This window comes from Sphingomonas sp. TREG-RG-20F-R18-01 (genome assembly GCF_022662475.1).
Taxonomy (GTDB): Bacteria; Pseudomonadota; Alphaproteobacteria; order Sphingomonadales; family Sphingomonadaceae; genus Sphingomonas.
The window spans coordinates 1,067,738-1,089,883 of record NZ_JAKNQQ010000001.1; the positions used below are offsets into that span (position 1 = coordinate 1,067,738).

Sequence of the window (22,146 nt, forward strand, 5' to 3'; positions counted from 1 at the left end):
GGAATTCCTCGTAAGTTCGATTCCGGGAACGATCCGCACGGCCGAGCGGCTCCCCCGACCGCCAAGAAAATCGCCGGGACGCAGCATGCCCTCGTGCCGGAACCCTAATTCAGTCGCGCGATCAGATGGCGGTTGCCATGATGGCACGGCTCCTCGCAAGATGCAGGCATGCTCATATCCCTCGTCGCGCTCGCCGCTGCCGTCTCCCCGATCTCGGCCGATCGGATCAAAACCGATGTCAGGACGCTGTCGTCCGATCCGTTCCTCGGCCGGGGGCCGGGCGAAGCGGGTGAGGACAAGACGATCGTCTACATCGCCCAGCAGTTCGCGGCGGCGGGACTCGAACCTGCCGGCGACCATGGCAGCTGGTACCAGGACGTGCCGTTGGTCAGGCTCGACCGTCGCCCGGGCGCCACCTTGACCCTGCAGTTCGGGGACTGGCACCGATCCTTGGCACTGGGTCGCGATGCGACCCTGGGTTTCCGCAATCCGGGCGACACGAAGCTCTCGGGCGCGCCCCTGGTGTTCGCGGGGTACGGGATCGTCAACGCGCGCCTGGGATGGGATGCTTACGCCGGCATCGACATGCACGGAAAGGTTGCGGTCGTGCTGGCCAACGATCCCGACTTCGAGGCCGGGCGCGATCTCGGCTTCGAGGGGCGCAGGCTCGCCTTTGAAGGCCGCGTCGGCGAGAAGTTCGCGGCCGCGGCCAAAGCAGGTGCGGCAGGCGTCCTGGTGATCCACGAGGATGCGGCGGCGAGCTATCCGTTCCTCCAGCTGGCCAGCGGCGACGCCTTGCCGACCATGGTGATCGCACCGCTTCAGCCCTCTGCCGGCTTCATGCTGTCTGGTTGGCTCAGGAATGACGTCGCTGTCGAAATGCTCAGCCACGCGGGGCTCGACCTCGCGGCGCTGAAGGTCCGGGCGCGCGATGCGGCGTTCCGCGCCTTCCCGCTCCGCGACGGCAGCGTCACGGCAAGCGGAAGCGCCACCGCAACGTCGATCGTCAGCCATAACGTGCTCGGCAAATTGCCCGGGGCAAGCCGGCCTGACGAGACTGTTCTCTATGGCGCGCATTGGGACGCAAACGGGCAGAACGGTCCGGTCGCAGGCGACGACATTCGCAACGGCGCGGTCGACAATGCCACCGGCACGTCGGAACTCATCGAGGTTGGCCGCGGGATCGCCCGAGGGCGGCGGACCGCGCGGACCGTGGTCTTTGCGGCCTGGACCGCCGAGGAAAAGGGGCTGCTCGGGTCGGAATATTACGCCGCCCACCCGATCTACCCGCTCGCCACGACTGCGGCGGTGATCAACCTGGACCCGCATGTGGTGCTGCCCGCGGCACGGGACATCGAGCTGATCGGCGGTGGCCGCGTGTCGCTCGAAGCCGATCTGCGTCGCGTCGCGGGCGCCCATCGTCTGAGCATCGTCGACGAGCCGGCGATCGAGGCCGGATGGTACTTCCGGTCGGACCAGTTCTCCTTCGCCAAGCGTGGCGTCCCCGCCATCACCTTTCGTGCAGGTCGAAACCTAGTCGAAGGCGGGACCGCGAAAGGCGCCGCCCTTGTCGCCGACTACAATGCCCGCCGCTACCATCAGCCGAGCGATGCGTTCGAGCCGTCATGGTCGTTCGCGGGCACCGTCCAGGAAGCGACCGTCGCCTACGAACTCGGCGTACAGGTGGCGAATGCCGCCACGTGGCCAAGCTGGAACACCGGCACCGACTATGCGACGCTTCGTGCGGCGACCAACGGCGACCGCAAGGGTTTGCAATAGGGTTTGAAAACCGGTTCACGCCGGTCCGCCGCGAGGATCCCCCCGCCCGTGCCGCGCGCAGCGCGAGCCGTTGCCCGTCCTCCGGCCACCGGAAGCACCTGCTGATCCGCTGCCGTCGCCGACAACGCCGACGCGTGAACCTTGGCTGCACAGTGCATTCAGGCCGTGCGCATCGGCTCGGCTGCATATCATCGTCATCGGCCGTTTGCCGATGAGGAGAGAGTTCATGTTTCGCAAGCTGATCCTGACCGCGTCGCTTGGCGTTTCGGCGCTGGTCGCGGTCGTTCCAAACGTCGCCGCCGCGCAGAGTTACGGACGCTGGAACGCGCAATATTATTCCGGCGATGGCTATCGCGATCGTCACGACGACGACAGGCGCGGTTACGACGATCGCGGCGGGTATCAGGAGCGCCAACGGTGGATTGCCCATCGCCGCTGGGAGCAGGAACATCGTCGCCGGGAATGGCAGCGCGAGCACTGGCGCGATGGCTACGACCGCCACGATGGCTGGAACCAGGGTCGGGGCCGCTGGGAAGGCCGCGAGGACTATTGAGTTCCCTCGATCCGACGAAGGTGCGCCCGGTCAGCAATGGCCGGGCGTTCCCGTATCGGGCGCGTTGCCCTCAGTGGCCCGGATGCCGCCAGCGGACTCGATGGTCCGCCCGACAGACCGCTCAGACCGAACGCACTTCGACCTCGGTCTCGGCACCGTCCCACTTTCCCGTGAGTCCAGGCACTTCATCGAGCTGTCGCAGGGCATCGAAGCGCCCGCGTTCCTCGCGATACCGAACGATCTCGAAGCCGTGGCCCTTCAGTTGCGAGACGGCGTCCAGTTCCTGGGCGGAGGCGGTGTTGAGATCGATCATTTCTCCCTGATGCCGCAGTAGCCAGCGATCGGCAACGCCTGTCGGAATCTCACCGATGCAGAGCGCTCCTTCGCGTACGCCGCAGGCACCAGGCGGCATCGAACGGGGACGTGTCGGGCCGATGCGTCTGGCGTGCCAGATCGTACGGACGCATCGTACCATACCATCGCCGGCCTCGCGCAACGAGCGCACAGCGATCCTTGAAAGCGGCGTGTAGAGGTGGCAAGCGGTTGCGATGGAGCGCGACAGAACGTTCATGCGGGAGGGGATAAGCGTCGACGGTCCGGGTTCGGATCGCCGCGTGGTGCTCACCCGCCTCGCGCATGTCTATGAGCGTGCGCTCAACCGCTACTTCGCGCGCCGCGTCGCTGCGAAGGAGGACGTGCCCGATCTGGTGCAGGACGTCTATCTCCGCCTCAGCCAGATGGCGGACCCGACCGCGATCGAGAAACCCGAGCATTTCCTGTTCGTCACCGCGGCGAACGTGCTGAAGGACCGCGCGCGTCGCGCCGCGGCGCGCGGCTCCGGGCTGCATGACGCGCTTGACGAGAATTTTGCCGGTTCGGAGATTCCGCCAGACCGCGTCTTCGAAAGCAGGGAAGCAGCGGATCGCCTGCAGGCAGTGCTGCTCGAGCTTCCCGAACGGACCCGCGACGTCTTCGTCTTGCGGATGCTGGAGGGATTGCGGATGGCGGACGTTGCCCATGCGATCGGCATTTCCACGCGCGCGGCCGAGAAGCATCAGGCCAGGGCGCTTGCACGCGTTGCAGCGGCGCTGGAGGACTGGCGCCATCACTGAACCAGCGCTCCTGATCGAAGCTGCCGAGTGGCACGAGCGGATGCGCGACGCCGATGCGGCGACGCGCGTTGCGTTCGCGCGGTGGCAGGGCGAAAGCATCGAGCGAGCGGTCGCTTACGATGCGGTGCGCGGCGCGCACGACCGCGTGCGGTCGCTCGCGGAGAAACCCCCATTGCTGTCGCTACGCCAGCAGACTCTGGCGCGGACCATGCTCGCGCGGCGGCCGCCCCGGGTCCGGTGGCGGGTCGTCGCGACCGGCGCGGTGCTGCTCGCCGCCGCACCGCTCGCCGCCTACGGTATTCGCGCCTGGACCGCGCCGGTCGCGCCGCCGCCCGCCGAGACGTTCCGAACCGGCATCGGTCAACAGGCCGACGTCACGCTCGCCGACGGGTCGATCGTGACGCTCGACACCGCGAGCACGCTCCAGGTCCGCGTATCCGAGGGCGTGCGGCGGGTAACGCTCGACGGACAGGGCTGGTTCAAGGTCAAGCCTGCGGCTGCCCCGTTCGAGATCGGCGTGCGCGGTCGCACCTTCGTCGCGACAGCGGGCGAGTTCGACGTGCGGACCGATCCCGATCGCCTGCGCGCCTTCGCCGCGAGCGGCACGCTCAGGCTGGTCGGAGACAGCACTACGCTGGCGCTGCCGCCCGGCCGCGCGATCACGGTCACCGACGAGGACGTCACCCTTCGCACGCCTGCCGATGCAACGCGTTTCACCGGCTGGCGGACGGGCGCTCTGCAGCTCGACGACGTACCGCTTGCCGAGGCGGTCGGCGAGTTCAACCGCTATCGCCGCCACCCGATTCGGCTTGCCGACGGGCGCGTCGGGGCGCTGCGCGTATCGGGTGCGTTCCGCACGACCGGTGCACTTGCGTTCGTCGATGCGCTCGCGGTCGGCTTTCCGGTGCGCGTGAAGCGGGATAGCGATGCGGGTATCGTCATATCCGCGCGCTGAGGCGCCAACACCTTTGAGAAAAAGAATGCGATCGCGGTTCGGGTTTTGCCGGGGCGCGCGTCTTGTCTGTCGAAAGCCCCGCGCATGATGGGGCTACCGAAGGGGGGATGGTTTCGATGGCGTGCGCATGGCGTACAGTTGGGGGCGATCGCCGCAGCCATCGCCGTGCCGACCGCCGCGATAGCCGCGACTGCCATCCCGTTCGACATTCCTGCCGGTTCGCTGGGCGATGCGCTGATCGTGTTTGCACGGCAGAGCGGACGCCAGATCCTGTTCGCCCCGGGGCAGGTGCGCGGTTTGCGCGCGCCCCGGGTGCACGGGCCACACGACCCGGATCGCGCGCTGGCGCGATTGCTGGCGCAAACCGGCTTCCGCGCGCGTGCCGCGCCCGGCGGCGCCTGGCTGCTGGAGGTCGTTCCAGTGGCTAGCGCTGCACGACGCCCTTCCCTTCCGCAGGCGGACCTCGCGCCCGCCGATGTCGCGCAGGACGCCGACATCGTCGTGGTCGGCACGCCGGGTGGCGGCCGTCGCCGCCAGGATGCCGCGTTCGCGGTCACCTCCGTCAGCCGTTCCGCGATCGACCGACTGGGTGCTGCGAGCACCGCCGACGTGCTCAAGCTGGTACCCGGCCTCACCGTCGAAACCTCCGGCGGCAAGAACGGCGCGAACATCTTCGTGCGGGGTTACCCGTCCGGGGGCGATGCCGAATATGTGACGTTCCAGAGCGAGGGCGTGCCGTTCTTTCCACCGGCCACGCTCTCCTTCCTGGAAAATTCGCAGCTCTATCGGATCGACGAGACCGTACAGCGCGTCGAGGCAGTCCGCGGCGGTACCAGCGCGCTGCTCGCCTCGGGTCAGCCCGGCGCGACCGTCAACGTCATCCAGCGTGAGGGCGGCGACCACCTTGCGGGTGAGATCAAAGGAAGCGTGATCGACACGGGCGAGGTGCGTACCGACGCCTATGTTGCCGGGCCGCTCGATCAGGACACGCGGTTCATGATCGGCGGCTATGCCTCGCGCGGCACTGGTATCCGCTCGCCGCGCTTCGCCGCGGATCGCGGGGGGCAGATCACCGCCAATCTGCGCCGGAACGTCTCCTCCGGCTCGGTGCTGCTGTTCGCGCGCTACCTCGATGATCGCAGCCAGTGGCTCTTGCCGATCCCGGTCGTGCAGACCGGACGGCGGATCACCGCCTACCCCGGTTTCGATGCGGGAAGCGGTACGCTGGCGGGACCCGATACGCGGACCGGCATCCGCAACGATGGCAGTCGCTACGATCTCGACGACGGGCGCGGCGCGCGGATCGTCAACCTGGGGACCAATATCGAGCTACGCCTCGGCAACGTCCTGACGCTGCGCGACAAGGCGAGCTGGCTGAGCGGCCACGCCGACACCACGGGGCTCGTTTCGGACAATATAGCGCCGCAAAGCGCCACAGCTTACGCCGCATCCCTGGTCAGCGGGATCGCATCACTCGTCACCACCGCGGACGGCCGCACCGTGTCGCCCGATCAGGCGGTCGTGCGCGCGGGCATCTGGACGGTCGCCAAGCGGATCGACGCGCGCGTCAACGATGCCACGCTGGAGTGGAAGACCGGGCCGAGCAAGGCGACCGTCGGCGTCTATGCGGCGGACTATGGCGCGCGCGACCATTGGGACATCGGCAATGCGCTGCTGCTGACCGCGCAGCCCAACGCGCGTCGGCTCGACCTGACGCTGACCAACGGCGACATCGTCTCGCGCGACGGCTTTGCCAGCGGCTCCAGCTTCCTGGTGGACGCGCGCTATCGCGGGAGCGATCTCGCTTTCTACGCGGTCGAGGAGCTGACGGTGGCGGATCGCCTGCGGCTCGACGGCGGGATGCGCCATCAACGCCACGCGGTCGACGGTTGGGCCGTTGACACCAAACCCGCCGGTCCCGGTGGCCCCGACGGCAACCCGTCCACGCTGTACGACAATGACGATGTGACGTTCGCGAGCACGCCGACCCCGGTGCGGTATCGCGGGGGCGCCTGGTCGTGGACGCTCGGGACCAATTACGACGTCACCCGCAATCTCGCCGGGTTCGTCCGCTTCAGCCACGGCAACAGCTTCCCGTTCTTCGACAATCTGCGCGACGGCATCGCCGTAGCGCCGCGCGTCGATACGATCGAGGGCGGCGTGAAGCTTTCGACGCGGTCGCTCAACCTGTATGCGACGCTGTACCGCAACCGCTTCAAGGGCCTTGCAACGACCGTCATCACCAGCGGCGCGCCGCTCGCCTCGATCGGCGGCGCGCGCGCGACCGGGGTCGAACTCGACGGACTTTGGCGGCCGGTGGCGCCGCTTTCGGTGACGTTCTCAGGCAGCTGGCTCGACGCCCGTTATCGCGGCTTTTTCACCGACGACGGGCGGACCGATCTCAGCGGCAATCGTGTCCAACGCCAGCCGCAATGGCAATGGCGCATGACCCCGGCGTGGGACTTCACCGTCGCGACCCGCAAGGCCAGCCTGTTCATGACGTTGAGCCGGATGGGCGATCGCTGGTCCGACGTGCAGAACCGCCAGTTGTTGCCCGCTTTCGTCAAATGGGACGCGGGTGCCGCACTGGACGTGAACGACCGGCTGCGCGTCCAGCTCAGCGCCGACAACCTCACCGACACGATCGGCCTGACTGAGGGCAACCCGCGGACGCTCGGCGCGCAGGCATCCGGCGCGATCTTCGCGCGCCCGATCTTGGGGCGCTCGGTCGAGCTGTCGGCACGGTACGGGTTCTGAGGGTGCCCCGTCTGCGTAGCCCTCCGTAACCCGTCCGTCGCTTCCCCTTGCGAAGCTTCTTCGCCGCGACGTTGTCCGGCGAGATGGCGTCGTACGTCCCCCGCTTCCCACCCCCATCACCACAAAAAGAAAAATTCAGGAGGAATATCATGTCCCATCCCCGCACCATCTTGGCACTCGCGCTGCTGTCCGGCACCGCACTGAGCGCCCTGCCCGCCCTCGCGCAGGACGCCCCCGCCCAGGCAGCGGTCCCGGCAACCGAGCCGGTGGCGGATCAACCCGACATCGTCGTCACCGGCAACGCCAACCGCGCGGGCCAGCGCAAGCTCGACGCGAGCTATTCGATCTCTACCGCAACTGCGGAGCAGATCCGCGAAGTCCAGCCGACCTCGACCGCCGACCTGCTCAAGATCGTGCCAGGCGTGTGGGTGGAAAGCTCGGGCGGCAACGCGGGCGCCAACGTCTTCATCCGCGGCTTCCCATCGACGGGCGACGCGCCCTTTCTCACGCTGCAGTTGAACGGCTCGCCGGTCATCGCGCCGTCGTCATTGTCGTTCCTCGAGGACAGCTCGATCTTCCGCCTCGACGACACGATCGAGCGGCTCGAAGTGCTGCGCGGCGGCCCGAGCCCGATCTTCTCGAACGGCCAGCCCGGTGCCACCACCAACTTCATTCTCAAGGAAGGCACGCGCGATCCGCACCTGTCGCTGCGCGCGACCTATGGCACCGAGGGCACCTATCGCGGCGATTTCGTCGCACAGGGGCCGCTCACCTCGGACACCACCTATATGGTCGGCGGCTTCTATCGCTATTCGGACGGCTTCCGGAAGACCGGTTTCCCCGGCGATCTCGGCGGGCAGATCACCGGCAGCATCACGCACAAGTTCGATGCGGGCAAACTCACCGTCTACGGGCGCTATCTCGATGACAAGAACGCCTTCTACACGCCGATGCCGCTGGTCGAGACCAACGGCAAGTTCAGCACCTTCACGGGCTTCGACGCGCGTACCGACACGCTGGTCGGGCGAGAAATCGAGAACACGCTGATCGAGGTCGGCCCGAGCATCAACGGGGGCCCGACGCAGAAAAAGGCGGTCGACCTATCGCGTGGCCGCGGGGCGAACGTCTACACCTTCGGCTCGACCTTCAGCTATGATGTGGGGGGCGGGTTCGCGGTGCAGAACAACGTCAACTTCACTAAGGGCACGTCGACGACGTTCGCGCTGTTCACCGGGTCCAACCCGCAAACGGTTGGGCAATATCTCGCAGGTGCAGGCGGCGCGGGCACGGTGACGTACGCGGGCACCGGCCAGGCGCTGACCGCCGGGCAACAGACGATCCAGGCGGGCATCTGGTCGGTGACCAAACAGATCGAGAGCTTCACCGATGAACTGAAGCTCTCTAAGGAGCTGTTCTCGGGCAACACGCTGACGCTCGGCGGTTATTACGCGCATGTTGGCGATCACGACCAGTGGAACCTTGGCAACAACATCCTGCTCGCACTCGAACCCAATGCACGCGTGCTGAATGCGACGCTCACCAACGGTACGATCCTGACCCGCAACGGCTTCACCAGCGCCAACAGCTATGACGTCAATGCGTTCTACTCGAGCAGCAACGTCGCCGGCTATCTCAGCGACGAATGGAAGCTGGGCGCGCTGCGGGTCGACGGCGGCGTCCGCGTCGAGCGTGTCGTGCTCCATGACCGGTTCGAGAACAGCGCGACCGGCGATCTCGATAACAATCCGCTGACCGCGTACAACAATGGCGCGACCTATCTCAACGGCACTTTCAGCACGGCCCGCTACGCCAAGACGCAGGTGTCGTGGACCGCTGGTCTCGATTATGCCTTCACCAACAAGCTCAACGGCTTCGCCCGCGCCAACTCGGGTGCGCTGCTCCCGCAGTTCGACGATCTGCGCGGCAATGCGACGTCGCTGCAGAACATCAAGCCGCAGACCGCCGACCAGTATGAGGTCGGGCTCAAGACCGCGACGCGCTATTACGACCTATATCTCACCGGCTTCTACAACCGCTTCCACAACCTGATTTTCCAGGACATCCGCGTGATCGGCGGCGTCGAGCAGAACGTCGTGCAATTCGGTGGATCGCGTGCCTACGGGCTTGAGTTCGAAGGTGCGGTGCGGCCGGTCGACGGGGTGCAGCTCGCGGTGCGCGGCGTGGTGCAGGACGGCAAGTTCAAGGATTTCGGGACCAACTCCGGCAACAGCGTCAACCGCCAGCCGAAATTCCAGATCGCCGCGACCCCGTCCTACACCTTCCGGAGCGCCTGGGGTAAGGCGCGGCTGTTCGGGACGTTCACGCATATCGGCAACCGGTTCGCCGATATCGAGAACCAGCAGCGGCTCGGCAGCTATGAGACGGTCGATCTCGGTGCGTCGCTCGACCTGAACGATCGTTTCTCGCTACAGGCGACGGTCGAGAACTTGACCGATACGCTCGCGTTGACCGAAGGCAATGTGCGGACGGTCGGTTCGGCCAATTCCGCCGGGTTCTTCCTGGGCCGCCCGATCTTTGGCCGGCACGCGACGATCACCGCGGCCTACAAGTTCTGACCTCATGCCGGTCGGGGTTCATGCCCCGACCGGCCACTACGATAGCGAGTTGCTCCTCATGACCTTGCGCCGATCCCCCGCCCTGCTGCTCACCGCGCTGTCGATCGCGCTGAGCGCACCCGCCGTCGCGCGCGAGACGACCCCCGCGCTCGCCGCCAGCGCGGTCCGCACGCCCGAGGATCTCTACGGCCCGCTGTACCGCGCGGTCGAGCTCGCGCGGGTGTTCCCCGACAGCAAGACCTTCGCGGACATGGTCCCGCGCACGGCACCCGACGCGATCCTCCAGGCGTATCGCACCGAAGCGCCGCAAGGCCGCGACGCGCTCGCCGCCTTCGTCGCGCGCCACTTCCGCAAGGTCGGCGACGCAGACGCGCGCAAGCTGTCGATGCGCGAACACATCCGTGCGCTCTGGCCAGTGCTCGCCAAGCCGCCGATGGCGGTGGTCCCGGGCTCGTCCGCGCTACAGCTGCCACAGACCTATGTCGTGGCGGGCGGGCGCTATCAGGAGATGTATTATTGGGACAGCTACTTCACCATGCTCGGGCTGAAGGCCGATGGCGAACACCCGCTGATCGAATCGATGCTGGCCAATTTCAGCGCGCTGATCGCGCAATACGGGCATGTGCCGAACGGCACACGCAGCTATTATCTGTCGCGCTCGCAGCCCCCGTTCCTCGCGATGATGATGGACCTGTCGGACCGGCATGACCCCGCGCTCGACCGCGAACGCCTCGCCACGCTGAAGGCCGAGCATGCCTTTTGGATGGCGGGTGCGAAGTGCCTCGCCGCCAGCGGTGCGTGCGAGCACGTCGTGCGCATGCCCGACGGCAGCCTGCTCAACCGCTATTGGGACGCCCGCGACACGCCGCGCGACGAATCCTATGCCGAGGACATCGCGACGGCCGCCGCCGCTGCGGGTCGCGCCGCCCCGCAGGTCAATCGCGACCTCCGCGCCGCGGCCGAGAGCGGCTGGGATTTCAGCTCACGCTGGCTCGCCGACGGCAACACGCTGGCGACGATCCACACCACCGATATCGTGCCGGTCGATCTCAACAGCCTGATGTGGAACCTGGAGAAGGCGATCGCACGGCGCTGCACGGCCGTCGGCGACACGGCATGCGCCCGCGCGTTCGAGACGCGCGCCGCCGCCCGCGGCGTGGCGATCGGCAAGTACCTCTGGTCGGCGGGCGACAAACGCTTCGTGGACTGGGACCGCAGGGCGGGCAAGCCGACGAACTCGGTCAGCGCCGCGATCCTCTATCCGCTGTTCGTCGGCCTCGCCACGCACGAGCAGGCGGACGCCACCGCCGCGCTCGTCACCGCAAAGCTGCTCGCGCCCGGTGGCCTGCGGACCACGACCCTCACCACCGGCCAGCAATGGGACCAGCCCAATGGCTGGGCACCGCTGACGTGGATCGGCGTTCAGGGCCTCGACCGCTACGGCAAGACCGCGGAGGCCGAGGACCTCGCCCGCCGCTGGCTCCGCACCGTCTCGCGGTACTACGATGCCAACGGTCGGATGGTCGAGAAGTACAATCTCGAAACCGGGCAAGCCGGCGGTGGCGGCGAGTATCCGGTGCAGGACGGGTTCGGCTGGACCAACGGCGTCACCCGCGCCTTGCTCGAGAAATATCCCGCCTTGGATCATAGCTAGGTAGCCGAACCTGCGGGTCCCAGCCCTCAACGCGAGCGGGCGCTGGGGACGGCTTGCCTTAGGCCCGACGATCCGCGGGCGTGCCGCACGACTGCCGGCGACGCTCCGTCCGAAGGTCACGCCGACGACGGCAACCCCATCGTAGCGCACGGTCACAAGTCCCGAAGCGCCGCAGCCGGCTTGGCGCGGAGCGCGGGAAGGCTTCCCGCGATCCCCATCCCCAGCGTCATCGCGACGGCGGTCGCCAGTGTCGCGGCGACGATGTCCCAGCGCGGGGCCCATCCAATCTCGATCACCTGGGTCACTACATACCAGCCTGCCGCCGTCCCGACGGCCAGCGACACCACGACGAGCATCATCGCCAACAGCGCATATTCGAGCGCCTGTGCGCCGAGCACCTGACGCCGGCTGGCCCCGAGCAGCTTGAGGATTACCGCATCATAGCGCCGTTCGCGCCCCGATGCCGATACCGCGCCGATCAGCACCGCGATGCCCGCCGCCACGGTGACCGCCGCTGCCGCGCGGATCGCCACCGCCACCTGGCCGAGCACCGCGCCGATCTGGCCGATCACGTCGCCGACGCGGATCAGCGTGACCGACGGCAGCACCGCACCGACACCTTGCATGATGGCGCCATCCCGCGCCGGGGGAGCATAGACGCTGGCGAGCAGGCCGTGCGGTGCCTCCTCGATATAGCCCGGCGAAAAGACGATGGCGAAGTTGAGACCGAGGCCACCCCAGTCGATCTTGCGCAAGGCGGCGATCCGCGCGGGCACGTCGACGCCGAGCACCGAGACGGTGATGCTGTCGCCGACCTTGAGACCGAGCCCGGCGGCCGCCTTGTCCTCGAGCGAGACGAGCGGGGGGCCGTGATAGTCCGCCGGCCACCATTTTCCCGCGACGACCGCGTTGCGCGGCGGGAGCTTCGCCGACCAGGTAATCGTGCGGTCGCCGCGCAGCACCCATGCTCCCTCAGGCAGCGTCCTCATGTCGGCGACGCGGTGCCCGCGAAACGCCACGATCGACCCGCGCAGCGACGGCAGCGCCTCGATCGTCGCGGCGGGCGCGGCCTGCCTGACCGCGCGCGCGAAGGTGGCGGCGTCGTCCGGCTGCAGGTCGATGGCGAAGAAGCGCGGGGCCTTGGCCGGCGCTGCGTTGCGCAATTCGGCGGACAAGCTCGCGTCGACCACCGCCAAGGCGACGAACAGCGAGAAGCCGAGGCCAAGCGCCACCACCAGCCGATCGGTCTGCGCGCCCGGGCGATGCAGGTTCGTGACCGCGAGGCGGAGCAACGGCATGCGCGACCGCGGGAGCTTCGCAGCCGCGAGCCGGATGGCGAGGCCGATGCTGCACAACACGGCGATCAGAGCGGCGACCGCGCCGACGAACCCGAGTGCCAGCACCCTGTCCGACGCGGTCAGCACGGCGAGCGCGACCAGCGCCGCGACGAGCACCGCCATCAGCGCCAGCACGATCGTCGATGGCCAGCGGCGCGTCGCGAGCGCATCGCGCAGCAAGGTCGCCGCCGGCACCTCGCGCGCCCGCGCGAGCGCCGGCAAGGCGAAAAGCAATGCCACGAGCAGCGCCAGCAGCGCGGCCGTCGCGAGCGGCACGGGATAGAGCGCGAGCCGTGGCGGCACCGGCAGCGACGCGCCGACGATCGCCGTCACCAGCCAGGGCACGGCCGCGCCGACCAGCAAGCCGCCGCCGATCCCGATCGCGGCGACCATCCCGAGTTGCGCGAGGAAGATCGCCGCGATCGTCCGGGAGGTCGCCCCCAGCACCTTGAGCGTCGCGATGATGCGGGTCTTGCCCGCGAGATAGGCCGCGACCCCGCTCCCGACGCCGACCCCGGCGATGGCGAGCGCGGCAAGCCCGACCAGCAGCAGGAACTGGCCGAACTGGTCGATACTCCGCCGCAAGCCGCCCGCCGCGCGATCGCTCGTCTTGGCCGACCACCCCGCACCGGGCAAGCGGGCGAGCAGGCGGTCCCGCACCGCGCCCGCCGTGGCAGGCTGCACGAGCGCGATGCGATAGCGGCTTTCGTAGAGGCTGCCCGGCTGCACCAGCGCGGTCGCGTCCAGACCCGCGAGGTCGACCAGCGCGGGCGGGCCGAGCGTGAACCCGGCACCGAGCCGATCGGGCTCGTCCGCGATGATCCCGATCACCCGCAGCCACGTCGTGCCCAGCCGCACGCGATCGCCCGGCTTCACGCGCAGCCGCTCGGCCGCCGCCGGCGCAATCGCGATCTCGCGACCGTGCGGCCGCCCGGACAGTGCGCCCGGGGCAAGCCGGAAACGCCCGACCAGCGGCCACGCCGCGTCTGTTCCGCGCAGATCGACCAGCATGGCGGGAGTGCCGGGGCCCGTGCTCATCATCCCCCGCATCGCCACCGTCTCGGATACGCGCCCCGCCTGCGCGAAGGCGGCAAGTTCGGCCACGGTGGCACGGCGCTGCGACACGGTGAACTCGACATCGCCGCCCAGGATCTGCCGGCCGTTCGCATCGAGCGCCGCGATCATGCTCGCGGCAAGGCTGCCGATGCCCGCCAGCGACGCGGTGCCGAGGAACAGGCACGCCACCAGCAGCACCAGCCCGCGACCGCCGCGTCGCAGATCGCGCAGCGCCAGCCGCCAGAAAATGCTCAAACGCTGCGCCGATCCGCGGCGATGCGACCGTCCGCCAGCGTGACGACGCGCGCGCACCGCGCCGCCAGGGCAGGGTCGTGCGTGATGACGAACAGCGTCGTCGCGCTGGCGGCATGCCGTTCGAACAGCAGATCCATGATCGCCGCCCCCGTCGCGGTATCGAGATTGCCGGTCGGTTCGTCGGCGAAGATCAGCGCCGGCCGCGCGACCAGCGCGCGCGCGATGGCGACGCGCTGCTGCTCGCCGCCCGACAGTTGCGCAGGGTAATGTCCGGTCCGGTGGCCGAGGCCGACCGCGGTAAGTTCCGCCGCCGCTCGACCGAACGCGTCGCGCTCGCCGGCGAGTTCCAGCGGGACCGCGACATTCTCCAGCGCGGTCATCGTCGGCAGCAGGTGGAAGGCCTGCAGCACGATGCCGATCCGTCCACGCCGCGCGATCGCGAGCGCGTCCTCGTCCAGCGTGGCGAAGTCCAGCCCGGCAACCGCGACGGTGCCACCGCTCGGGCGTTCCAGCCCGGCGAGCACCGCCATCAGCGACGATTTGCCCGATCCCGACGGCCCGAGCAGCGCGACGCTTTCGCCGGGGGCGACGCTCAGGCCTATCCCGCGGAGGATGTCCACGCGGGCGGGCGGGCGGCCAAGCGACAGCGAGACGTTGCATGCGTCGATCAGTGCGCTATCGGAAGGGGATGATGTGGTCACGCCTCAAGCGATATGGATGGCGGCGAGCAATTGTCCATCTCGCAATGCTGTCCGCCGTGGGATTTGTCCCGAGTGCGGAGGCGGCTCCCCGCGTTTCGAACCACGCTCCGGTGATCTGGGCGTTCGGGGACAGCCTCAGCGCGGGCTACGGCCTTCCGCCCGCCCTGGGGTTCACTGCCAGGCTGCAGGCGGCGTTGCGCCGCGCCGGCGTGGCTGCGACGGTGCGCAACGGCGGCGTCGCCGGGGATACCGTCGCCCAGGCCCGTGCGCGGCTGCGGTGGGGCTTGCGCGGGCTCGGGGCGACGCCGGACCTGGTCATCGTGGAGCTCGGCGCGAACGACATGCTGCGAGGGCTTCCGGTTCCGCAGGCCAGCGCCAATCTCGATGCCATCCTGACCGAATTGCACAATCGCGGCATCCCCGTGCTGCTCGCCGGGATGCGCGCCGCACCCAATCTGGGGCCGGATTATGTCGCGCGCTTCGACGGCATGTATCCTGCGCTCGCCAAGGCGCATGGCGTGCCGCGCTATCCGTTCTTCCTCGACGGTGTCGCAGGCGATCGCGCGCTGCTCCAGGCCGACGGGTTGCACCCCAACGCGCGCGGCGTCGAGATCATCGTCCGCCGCGTACTGCCCAGCGTGCGCCGTGCGCTGAGAGGATAGGCCGATGGAGCTCGAGGACCAGTTTCGCCGCTATTTCGGCACCCCCGATCTTGCGACGGTGAACGCTGCGGCGTTCGATGCTGGCATCGAGCACATGCGCGTCGACTTCGGATTGGAAAAGGATCGCGACCGGCGCTTCGGCTTGTGGACCCTGTTGCACATGCTGGGGGGCGCTCCCGATCTGGACGTTGCCTTTTCGAGCGAAGCGGATCGGGCGGCGGCGCGGCGGTTCATGGAAATGGCGGAAGGACTGCACGAAGACTGAATTGGGCACGCTGGCCAGCAGCCGCGTCTGTGCGGACCGGTCCCATTGCCATCCTCCGCGCCACGCGCCGCAGCAACGGCAATTCCGGGCCGGCTGCCCCGACGGGTGCACGTACCAACACCGTCATCGCCGCCCGTTACCCGCCAGACGGACGGTTGATCCGCCTGCCCGAGCGCCGCCGGGGTGCCCCACATGGCACGGCGTGAGCCCAGGTGGCTATCCCCATCGCGTTCACGGCGCTGCCCGCCGGGCGGTCAGGATTTTGACGGGCGCCACCGGCACCTCGCCCCTGAACGCCCCGCGCTGGGTCGCCGTCGGGGATGCTGGCGCATCCATGATGCCGACGACGACGTCCATGCCCTCCACGACATGGCCGAACGCGGCATAGCCCAGATTGTCGGCAGGCTGCCCCTGCCCGGCGTCGAGCGAGCGGGTCTGGTCTCCAACGCTGATGGTGAACTCGCTGCGACCCGTCCCGGGCGCCAGGCGGGCAAGCGAGATCTCTCCATCGGTGTGGTGGAGGCCCGTCTGCGTCGTCGCCTCGTGCGCGATCGGCGGAAGCAGGCGCTGGCGCGCACCATTGGCGCCGAACTGCACGAAACCGAAGTGATCGGCGGCTTTCACCGCGCGGTAGAATTCCGTCCCGTCGAGCTTCTTCTGGTCGACGTACTTGAGGAAATTGGCGGCAGTGATCGGCGCTTTCCCCGTCTCCAGTTCGATCACGATCCGTCCTGCGCCCGTTTCCAGCACGACGCGCGGCAAAGACGGGGCCGGCGTCGCAACCGGAAGCGTCGGCGCCACCGGCCCTTGCGCTACGGCGGGGAAGGCAAGCACCAGCAACAGAGCGGATAGACAGACATTCATTCCATTCCTTTCGATCCAGCGAACATGTCGTGCATCCCCCCATCCGATATCCGCCGACGATGGGTGCGGCGGCGTGCAGCCGGACGGCTTGCGCCACGGACGTGTCGACGCGGAGCAGGCTCCAGCGATCTAGACGTCACAGTAGCCTCGTTACCTATCCGGTCAACGACGGCTAGCCCGACAGCGTCAGCCACCCGGGCGGTCGATCGCGGATCCTGGCGTCAGGGCTGGCTCGCAGGATATGGGCCAGCCTCGTTCGCGGGCCGTCTTTCGTCATCGTGCGTTAGACCCTTTCACGATGCTGGGGTGCCGGAATGCCGATGTCGACGGAAGCCAGGCCGCCAGCCGCGTTCGGCGTGCGGGAACAGGATGATACGAACGTTGCCCGGGTCGGCCAGTCCCATACCCGTATCGACGGGCCGCTGAAGGTCTGCGGGCTGGCCGAATATCCGGGCGACGTGTCGCTGCCGGGCATGGCGCATGCGGCGCTGGCAGTGAGCGCCATCGCGCGTGGTCGCGTGACCTGGATCGGACGGGACGTGGCGGAGGCTATGCCAGGCGTACTGATGATCCTGACCCACGAGGACGTCGGCGACGCCATCGGTCCGGTCGATCATCTCATGGAAGGCGGATGGGCGAACAGCAGCTGGCGTCCGCTCGCTTCACCCGACATTCGCTATGCCGGGCAGATCGTTGCAATGGTCGTGGCCGAAACGTCCGCGGTCGCCGCGGCGGCGGCGGCGGCGCTCCGGATCGGCTACGCGGGGCAGTCGCCGGTCGCCACGCTGTTCGATCCGCGCTGTGAAACCGCGCGCCTGGCCGACGTCAGCGCTGCGCACCAGGATCGCCGCAAGGGCGACCTGGACGCGGCCATCGCCAACGCCGCGGTGCGGGTCGACAGCCGCTACACGACGCCCATCCAGCACCACAATCCGATCGAGTTACCGAGCACGACGTGCCGCTGGGACGGCGACCAGCTGACGGTGTACGAGCCGACCCGATACCTCGGCGCGGCGCAGCACGGTCTCGCGTCCCAGCTCGGTATCGCGCCGGAACAGGTCCGTATCATCTCCCGTTTCATCGGCGGACACTTCGGCGGCAAGCTCGCGCTATCGCAACATACCGCCATCTGCGCGCTTGCCGCACGGCGACTGGGCCGGCCCGTCCGGCTCGCGGTCAGCCGCCGCGACCAGTTCACCGTCGCGAACCATCGGACGGAAACCAGCCATCGCATCCGCCTGGGTGCGACACCCGACGGTCGCTTGCTGGGAGTCGGACACGACGCCGCCACGGCGAGCTCGCGCTTCGACGCTTTCGCGATGGAAGGCACGGACGTGTCCACGGCGCTCTATGCAGCGGTCACGGTCGCGGGCGAGGAGCGGCTCGGAAGGGTGGACCGCAACACGCCCGGTCCGATGCGCGCGCCGCCCGAGGTACCGTTCCTGTTCGCCCTGGAAAGCGCGATGGACGAACTGGCGCATGCGCTCGCGCTGGACCCGATCGAGCTGCGCCGCCGCAACGACACGATGGTCGATCCGGTCACCGGCAAGTCGTTCACGACGCGCGCGCTGATTCGCTGCTTCGATGCGGCGGCACCGGCTTTCGGCTGGTCCGACCGCCGACCGCAACCGCGCGCGACCTTGCGGAATGGCTGGTGGGTCGGCCACGGCTGCGCGGCGGCAGCGCGCCCCGTCAAGATCGGCCCAGCGGTCATCCATGTCGCCCAGGATGCGACCGGGGCGGTCCGCGTCGAGGCCGCGCACCACGAAATCGGCAACGGCCTCTACACGCTGCTCGCGACGCTCGCGTCCGAGCGCCTCGGCGTGCCGCTCGATCGGGTAACGGTGGCCCTCGGCGACACGGCACTGCCGCCGGCCGGTATCTCGGGCGGGTCCGCTACGACCACCAGCCTGGCCAACGCCTTGGCGGAGGCATGCGAAGCGCTGTTGCGCATGCCGGAGGGCGCGCGCGACGTCCGTTTCGATTACCTGCCAGCCGGCGCGACGCCCGCCGCGCTGGACGATTTGCGGGCGGGACACATCAAGTTGCTGCCGGGCTCCGCCGACAAGCTCGCCTGGACGTTCGGCGCGCACATGGTCGAGGTTCGGGTGCATGCCGCAACGGGCGAGGTTCGGGTGCCACGCCATGTGGGCGCCTTCGCCGCCGGGCGGGTGCTGAACCCGATGACCGCGCGGAACCAGTATCTGGGCGGCATGGCCTGGGGACTGAGCTCGGCGCTGTTCGAACGGACCGAGATCGACCCGCGCACCGGCGTCTATATGAACCGCGACCTCGGTGAATATCTGGTTCCGACCTTTGCCGATATCGCGGGTCAGACGGTCATCATGGTGCCCGATGACGACCCGGCAGTGAACCCGCAGGCCGTCAAGGGGCTGGGCGAGATCGGCATCATCGGCGTCGCCGCAGCGGTTGCCAACGCGGTCTTCAACGCCACCGGCGCGCGCATCCGCGACTTGCCGATCAGACCCGAGGCAGCGCTGGGGTAAGCGCCTCACCGCACTTCACTGCCCCGTAATCCGCCTTTCGCCTCCCCTGTCCTGTTCCCCCTTTTCCCACGCCGTGTCCCCATTGCGGCGCTGCCCGCCGTTGGTGCCTGACATTCCGTCAAGAACACCGGTATGATGTACGACGTCACTACACCGATTTGGAGCCAATTGCTGCAACGTGGCCTGATGCTTGCGCCATCCCCACTATACCTCGACATACCCCTTCCGAACCTTTTCGGCGATAAGCTTGGCCGCTTCGCGCTTGGCACGTTCGGGCGTATCGAAGGTTTTGAGCACCGTGCTTCCCTTGGTACCCATCCGGCCGAAGACGACGGTCACATCCAGCCCAGTGACAGCAATCTTCCAGAATTTATCGGAGGCCCCTTGCTGGAAGCGGAATTCGCTAAACTCTGGCCAGGTCGACAGCGGCTCGGCCTTGGCTTGCGGCTTGGGCTCCTTCGGCTCCTTGGACTTGGGCACGCTAACGACCGGGGCCGGCATCGTTGCCCCTGCGAACGGATCATCGTCCACATCGGCGGGATCGCGGTAGAGCGCCGCCTCGATCTGCGCGATCACCGCGCCCGGATCACGCAACCAGCTCTGTGCGGGCACGTCGATCACCTTCCAGCCGAACGCGCGCAGGATCGTGGGCTGGAAGACATAGCGGTCGGCAACAGTGGCGGCGTCGCGGGCATCGAGAAGGATGCCGAGCGCGTACCCGTCGCCGCGCGATGTCAAAATGGCGAGATCGCAACGGAAGCTGGCACTGCCGACATCCGCATGGATCTGGTGGCCGCGTTCCCTCAGTGCACCGGCAATCGCATCGCGCAGCGCGTCGGCGGGCGCCGCGCGGGCAAATACGCGCTGGGCTTCCGGGTTGAGCGTCGCGAGCACCGCCTGGCCATGCGCGGCATCGCCGCGCGACTGCGCCTCGGCAAAGGACAGGAAAGTACGCAGCGCGCGTGCGCCATCATTGTGGGTGTTGGTGATCGCCTCCGCCCGGATGGTCGACACCACCGCCATGTGATGCCGCGCCCGGCTGAAGATGACGTTGAGGCGCTTCTCGCCGCCGCGCTGGTTGATCGGGCCGAAATTCATCGCCATCCGCCCGTTGGCGTCGGGCGCATAACAAATGCTGAGCAGGATCACGTCGCGCCCTCGACTAGGAGAACTCAATCGGCGCGAGCCGCAGCGCTAGCCGAAGCGGCAGATAGCCAACGATATCGCCATCCGACTGCAGGGGGGCAGGCTCTTCGCTTGTTATTTCCAATTCGGTGCAATTAAACTGTTCCACGCCGGGAATTTCTCCGACCGGAAGTCTTCGCAACATCGACCAACAAAGCCGGAAAAAGGTCCGTCTTGAAGCATTTTGCAAGGCGATCACTTCGAAGGTCTGCGAGCGCATACTCGCTGTTGGGGCGAGCGACCACGAACCGGCAAAGTAGCGTCCTTTTGCGACATAGACTGCTTCACACACCAATTCCCGTTCGGCATTCTTCAGCGTGATCTTTACACGGGGCCAGCGGATCAAGAACCCGCAGACGGCAACGATATATGCCGCCCTGCCGATGAGCCGCTTCAGGGCGAGGGAGACGGCAGCGACCGCGTAGCTGTCAGGACCGACGGATGCGCAACTTGCCATCGGAACGTCGCCAATAAGACCGACATGATGATACCCCCGGTGATCACCCTTCAGCACACGCTGTACGAATGCCGCCGGGGCGATCGAATATCCAATCTCTCTCGCTACGAGGTTGACGGTTCCGTTCGGATAGACGCTGACGGAGATTTCGCGGCCCGATTCAATAAGCGCGGCAAGAACGTGACGCAGTGTTCCATCCCCGCCAGCACAACAGATATGCTGCGCGCGTCTGTCGATCATAAGAGGCTTGGACCCGTGGTCGCCGTTGAGAACGGTTATACCCTCAACCATGAACCTGCGTCGCAAGGCGGCCACGCGCCGGCGCGCGATCCAACCGGCGTGTGGATTGCTGAATAGCTGTACGATGCTGATCGTTGCCTGCGGCGTGCCGTCGAGCTGCGTTCCGGTCGTGGATCCGAGGTACATCGCGCTGAAGTTTCGCCTTTCGTCGTGCAGGTTTGGACGCGACGACGTCAGCTCTCTGCTGACGAGTCAAAATCGCTCCAACGTCGGGCCTACACTTTTGGTGGCCTAACCTAGACAGCTACGTTCGTTACAAACGCTAGCCGCCGAAGCTGCGTGGGTCCGGTCCCAGCCGTCCAACCGGCGAGTCGAGCGCGTCGATAGCTGCCATGTCCTCCTCGTCCAGGATCAAATCCAGCGCTGCGAAATTGTCCGACAGGTGCTCCAAGTCGCTTGCCTTGGGAATGACGGCCAAACCGTGCGCGAGATGCCAGGCAATTACCACCTGTACAGGGCTGCGCCCATGCTTGTCGGCGACCCGGACGATGGGCGCGCGTGTAAGCAAGTCCTTGCCTTGGCCGAGCGGGCTCCAGCTCTGCGTCACGATCTTGTGCGCTTCATGATAAGACCGCGCTTCGCGTTGCTGGAAGCCGGGATGCAGCTCGATCTGGTTGACCGCCGGAACGACGCCCGTCGCTTCGACGATCCGCTCAAGATGCTCAGGCAGGAAGTTGCACACGCCGATCGACAGCGCCTTGCCCGCGTCGCGCAATCCCACCATCGCCTGCCAAGCCTCGACGTAGCGGTCTTCAGTCGGCACCGGCCAGTGCATCAGATACAGGTCCACCGCTTCGACCCCGAGAAGCGCCAAACTTTCATCGAGCGCCGCGACCGCGTCGCCGTGCCGCGTATTCCACAGCTTGGTCGTGATCCAGACGTCGTCGCCCTTGATCCCGTCTCCAACACCCATCTCATTGTCATAGGCGGCTGCGGTATCGACCAGTCGGAAGCCGACATCGAGACCCGTTCGTACGATCGTCGCCGCAGCGACGTTCTTGATCTGCCAAGTGCCCATACCGAGTTGCGGCATCGAGCGGTCGTCGTTGAGGGTGAGGTTAGCCATGGTCTTCGAACCATCGCGCCTCAAGCCGGTTCCGCTCCTGCCGATATCGCACTGCTGTATGCGCGGTGTTAAAGGCTCCCCAAAACCCACCTTTAGCCGTCTTTT

At 67.5% G+C, this 22,146-nt stretch carries 17 protein-coding genes; 10 read left to right on the forward strand and 7 right to left on the reverse strand.

Translation table 11 applies throughout. The annotated features are described in order from the left end of the window. Positions 1-168 precede the first annotated feature (168 nt). On the forward strand, positions 169-1,779 hold the full coding sequence (locus tag L8K25_RS05320) for a M28 family peptidase (protein WP_242137833.1): 1,611 nt from the start codon (positions 169-171) through the stop codon (positions 1,777-1,779). A 226-nt stretch (positions 1,780-2,005) separates the two neighbouring features. Further along, on the forward strand, positions 2,006-2,332 hold the full coding sequence (locus tag L8K25_RS05325) for a hypothetical protein (protein WP_242137834.1): 327 nt from the start codon (positions 2,006-2,008) through the stop codon (positions 2,330-2,332). Positions 2,333-2,453: 121 nt separating this feature from the next. Here the strand turns inward: L8K25_RS05325 and L8K25_RS05330 are convergent, their stop codons facing one another. After that, positions 2,454-2,645, reverse strand: coding sequence for a helix-hairpin-helix domain-containing protein (locus L8K25_RS05330; RefSeq protein ID WP_242137835.1), 192 nt, complete (start codon positions 2,643-2,645; stop codon positions 2,454-2,456). Between the two features lie 235 nt (positions 2,646-2,880). Here L8K25_RS05330 and L8K25_RS05335 point away from each other — a divergent pair, with 235 nt between their 5' ends. The 5 genes from L8K25_RS05335 to treF all read left to right on the forward strand — a co-directional run bounded on the left by L8K25_RS05335 (position 2,881) and on the right by treF (position 11,386). Then, positions 2,881-3,444 (forward strand): sigma-70 family RNA polymerase sigma factor, encoded by a 564-nt coding sequence (locus L8K25_RS05335; protein WP_242137836.1) that lies wholly within the window; start codon positions 2,881-2,883, stop codon positions 3,442-3,444. Positions 3,445-3,484: 40 nt separating this feature from the next. Next, on the forward strand, positions 3,485-4,399 hold the full coding sequence (locus tag L8K25_RS05340) for a FecR domain-containing protein (RefSeq protein WP_242137837.1): 915 nt from the start codon (positions 3,485-3,487) through the stop codon (positions 4,397-4,399). 84 nt (positions 4,400-4,483) lie between these two features. After that, a complete protein-coding gene (locus L8K25_RS05345; protein ID WP_242137838.1) occupies positions 4,484-7,156 on the forward strand; it encodes a TonB-dependent receptor in 2,673 nt (890 codons plus the stop codon). Between the two features lie 149 nt (positions 7,157-7,305). Next, the gene (locus L8K25_RS05350) at positions 7,306-9,732 is read left to right on the forward strand and encodes a TonB-dependent receptor (RefSeq protein ID WP_242137839.1); all 2,427 of its coding nucleotides are present in this window, start codon (positions 7,306-7,308) and stop codon (positions 9,730-9,732) included. Between the two features lie 58 nt (positions 9,733-9,790). Then, positions 9,791-11,386, forward strand: a complete 1,596-nt coding sequence (treF, locus tag L8K25_RS05355; RefSeq protein WP_242137840.1) for an alpha,alpha-trehalase TreF — start codon at positions 9,791-9,793, stop codon at positions 11,384-11,386. Positions 11,387-11,538: 152 nt separating this feature from the next. Here treF and L8K25_RS05360 read toward each other — a convergent pair whose 3' ends face one another. Together L8K25_RS05360 and L8K25_RS05365 are read right to left on the reverse strand one after the other, a co-directional pair. After that, positions 11,539-14,034, reverse strand: a complete 2,496-nt coding sequence (locus tag L8K25_RS05360; RefSeq protein ID WP_242137841.1) for an FtsX-like permease family protein — start codon at positions 14,032-14,034, stop codon at positions 11,539-11,541. Continuing rightward, positions 14,031-14,735, reverse strand: coding sequence for an ATP-binding cassette domain-containing protein (locus tag L8K25_RS05365; RefSeq protein ID WP_242137842.1), 705 nt, complete (start codon positions 14,733-14,735; stop codon positions 14,031-14,033). The genes L8K25_RS05360 and L8K25_RS05365 overlap by 4 nt, the downstream gene beginning before the upstream one ends. Before the next feature lie 44 nt (positions 14,736-14,779). On the opposite strand from L8K25_RS05365, the gene L8K25_RS05370 reads away from it, so the two are divergent. Together L8K25_RS05370 and L8K25_RS05375 are read left to right on the forward strand one after the other, a co-directional pair. After that, complete coding sequence (locus L8K25_RS05370) at positions 14,780-15,397, forward strand: arylesterase (RefSeq protein ID WP_242137843.1); 618 nt, start codon at positions 14,780-14,782, stop codon at positions 15,395-15,397. A gap of 4 nt (positions 15,398-15,401) precedes the next feature. Continuing rightward, positions 15,402-15,662, forward strand: coding sequence for a hypothetical protein (locus L8K25_RS05375; protein ID WP_242137844.1), 261 nt, complete (start codon positions 15,402-15,404; stop codon positions 15,660-15,662). Positions 15,663-15,893: 231 nt separating this feature from the next. Here L8K25_RS05375 and L8K25_RS05380 read toward each other — a convergent pair whose 3' ends face one another. After that, complete coding sequence (locus L8K25_RS05380) at positions 15,894-16,526, reverse strand: peptidylprolyl isomerase (RefSeq protein WP_242137845.1); 633 nt, start codon at positions 16,524-16,526, stop codon at positions 15,894-15,896. A 314-nt stretch (positions 16,527-16,840) separates the two neighbouring features. Between L8K25_RS05380 and L8K25_RS05385 the strand changes: the two genes are divergently transcribed. Beyond that, positions 16,841-19,033: a xanthine dehydrogenase family protein molybdopterin-binding subunit gene (locus L8K25_RS05385; protein WP_242137846.1), complete on the forward strand. Its 2,193-nt coding sequence runs from the start codon at positions 16,841-16,843 to the stop codon at positions 19,031-19,033. A 204-nt stretch (positions 19,034-19,237) separates the two neighbouring features. Here the strand turns inward: L8K25_RS05385 and L8K25_RS05390 are convergent, their stop codons facing one another. The 3 genes from L8K25_RS05390 to L8K25_RS05400 all read right to left on the reverse strand — a co-directional run bounded on the left by L8K25_RS05390 (position 19,238) and on the right by L8K25_RS05400 (position 22,041). Further along, the gene (locus L8K25_RS05390; protein WP_242137847.1) at positions 19,238-20,056 is read right to left on the reverse strand and encodes a WGR domain-containing protein; all 819 of its coding nucleotides are present in this window, start codon (positions 20,054-20,056) and stop codon (positions 19,238-19,240) included. 139 nt (positions 20,057-20,195) lie between these two features. Further along, positions 20,196-21,101: a diacylglycerol kinase family protein gene (locus L8K25_RS05395; protein ID WP_242137848.1), complete on the reverse strand. Its 906-nt coding sequence runs from the start codon at positions 21,099-21,101 to the stop codon at positions 20,196-20,198. A 136-nt stretch (positions 21,102-21,237) separates the two neighbouring features. Beyond that, complete coding sequence (locus tag L8K25_RS05400; protein ID WP_242137849.1) at positions 21,238-22,041, reverse strand: aldo/keto reductase; 804 nt, start codon at positions 22,039-22,041, stop codon at positions 21,238-21,240. Positions 22,042-22,146: the final 105 nt, after the last annotated feature.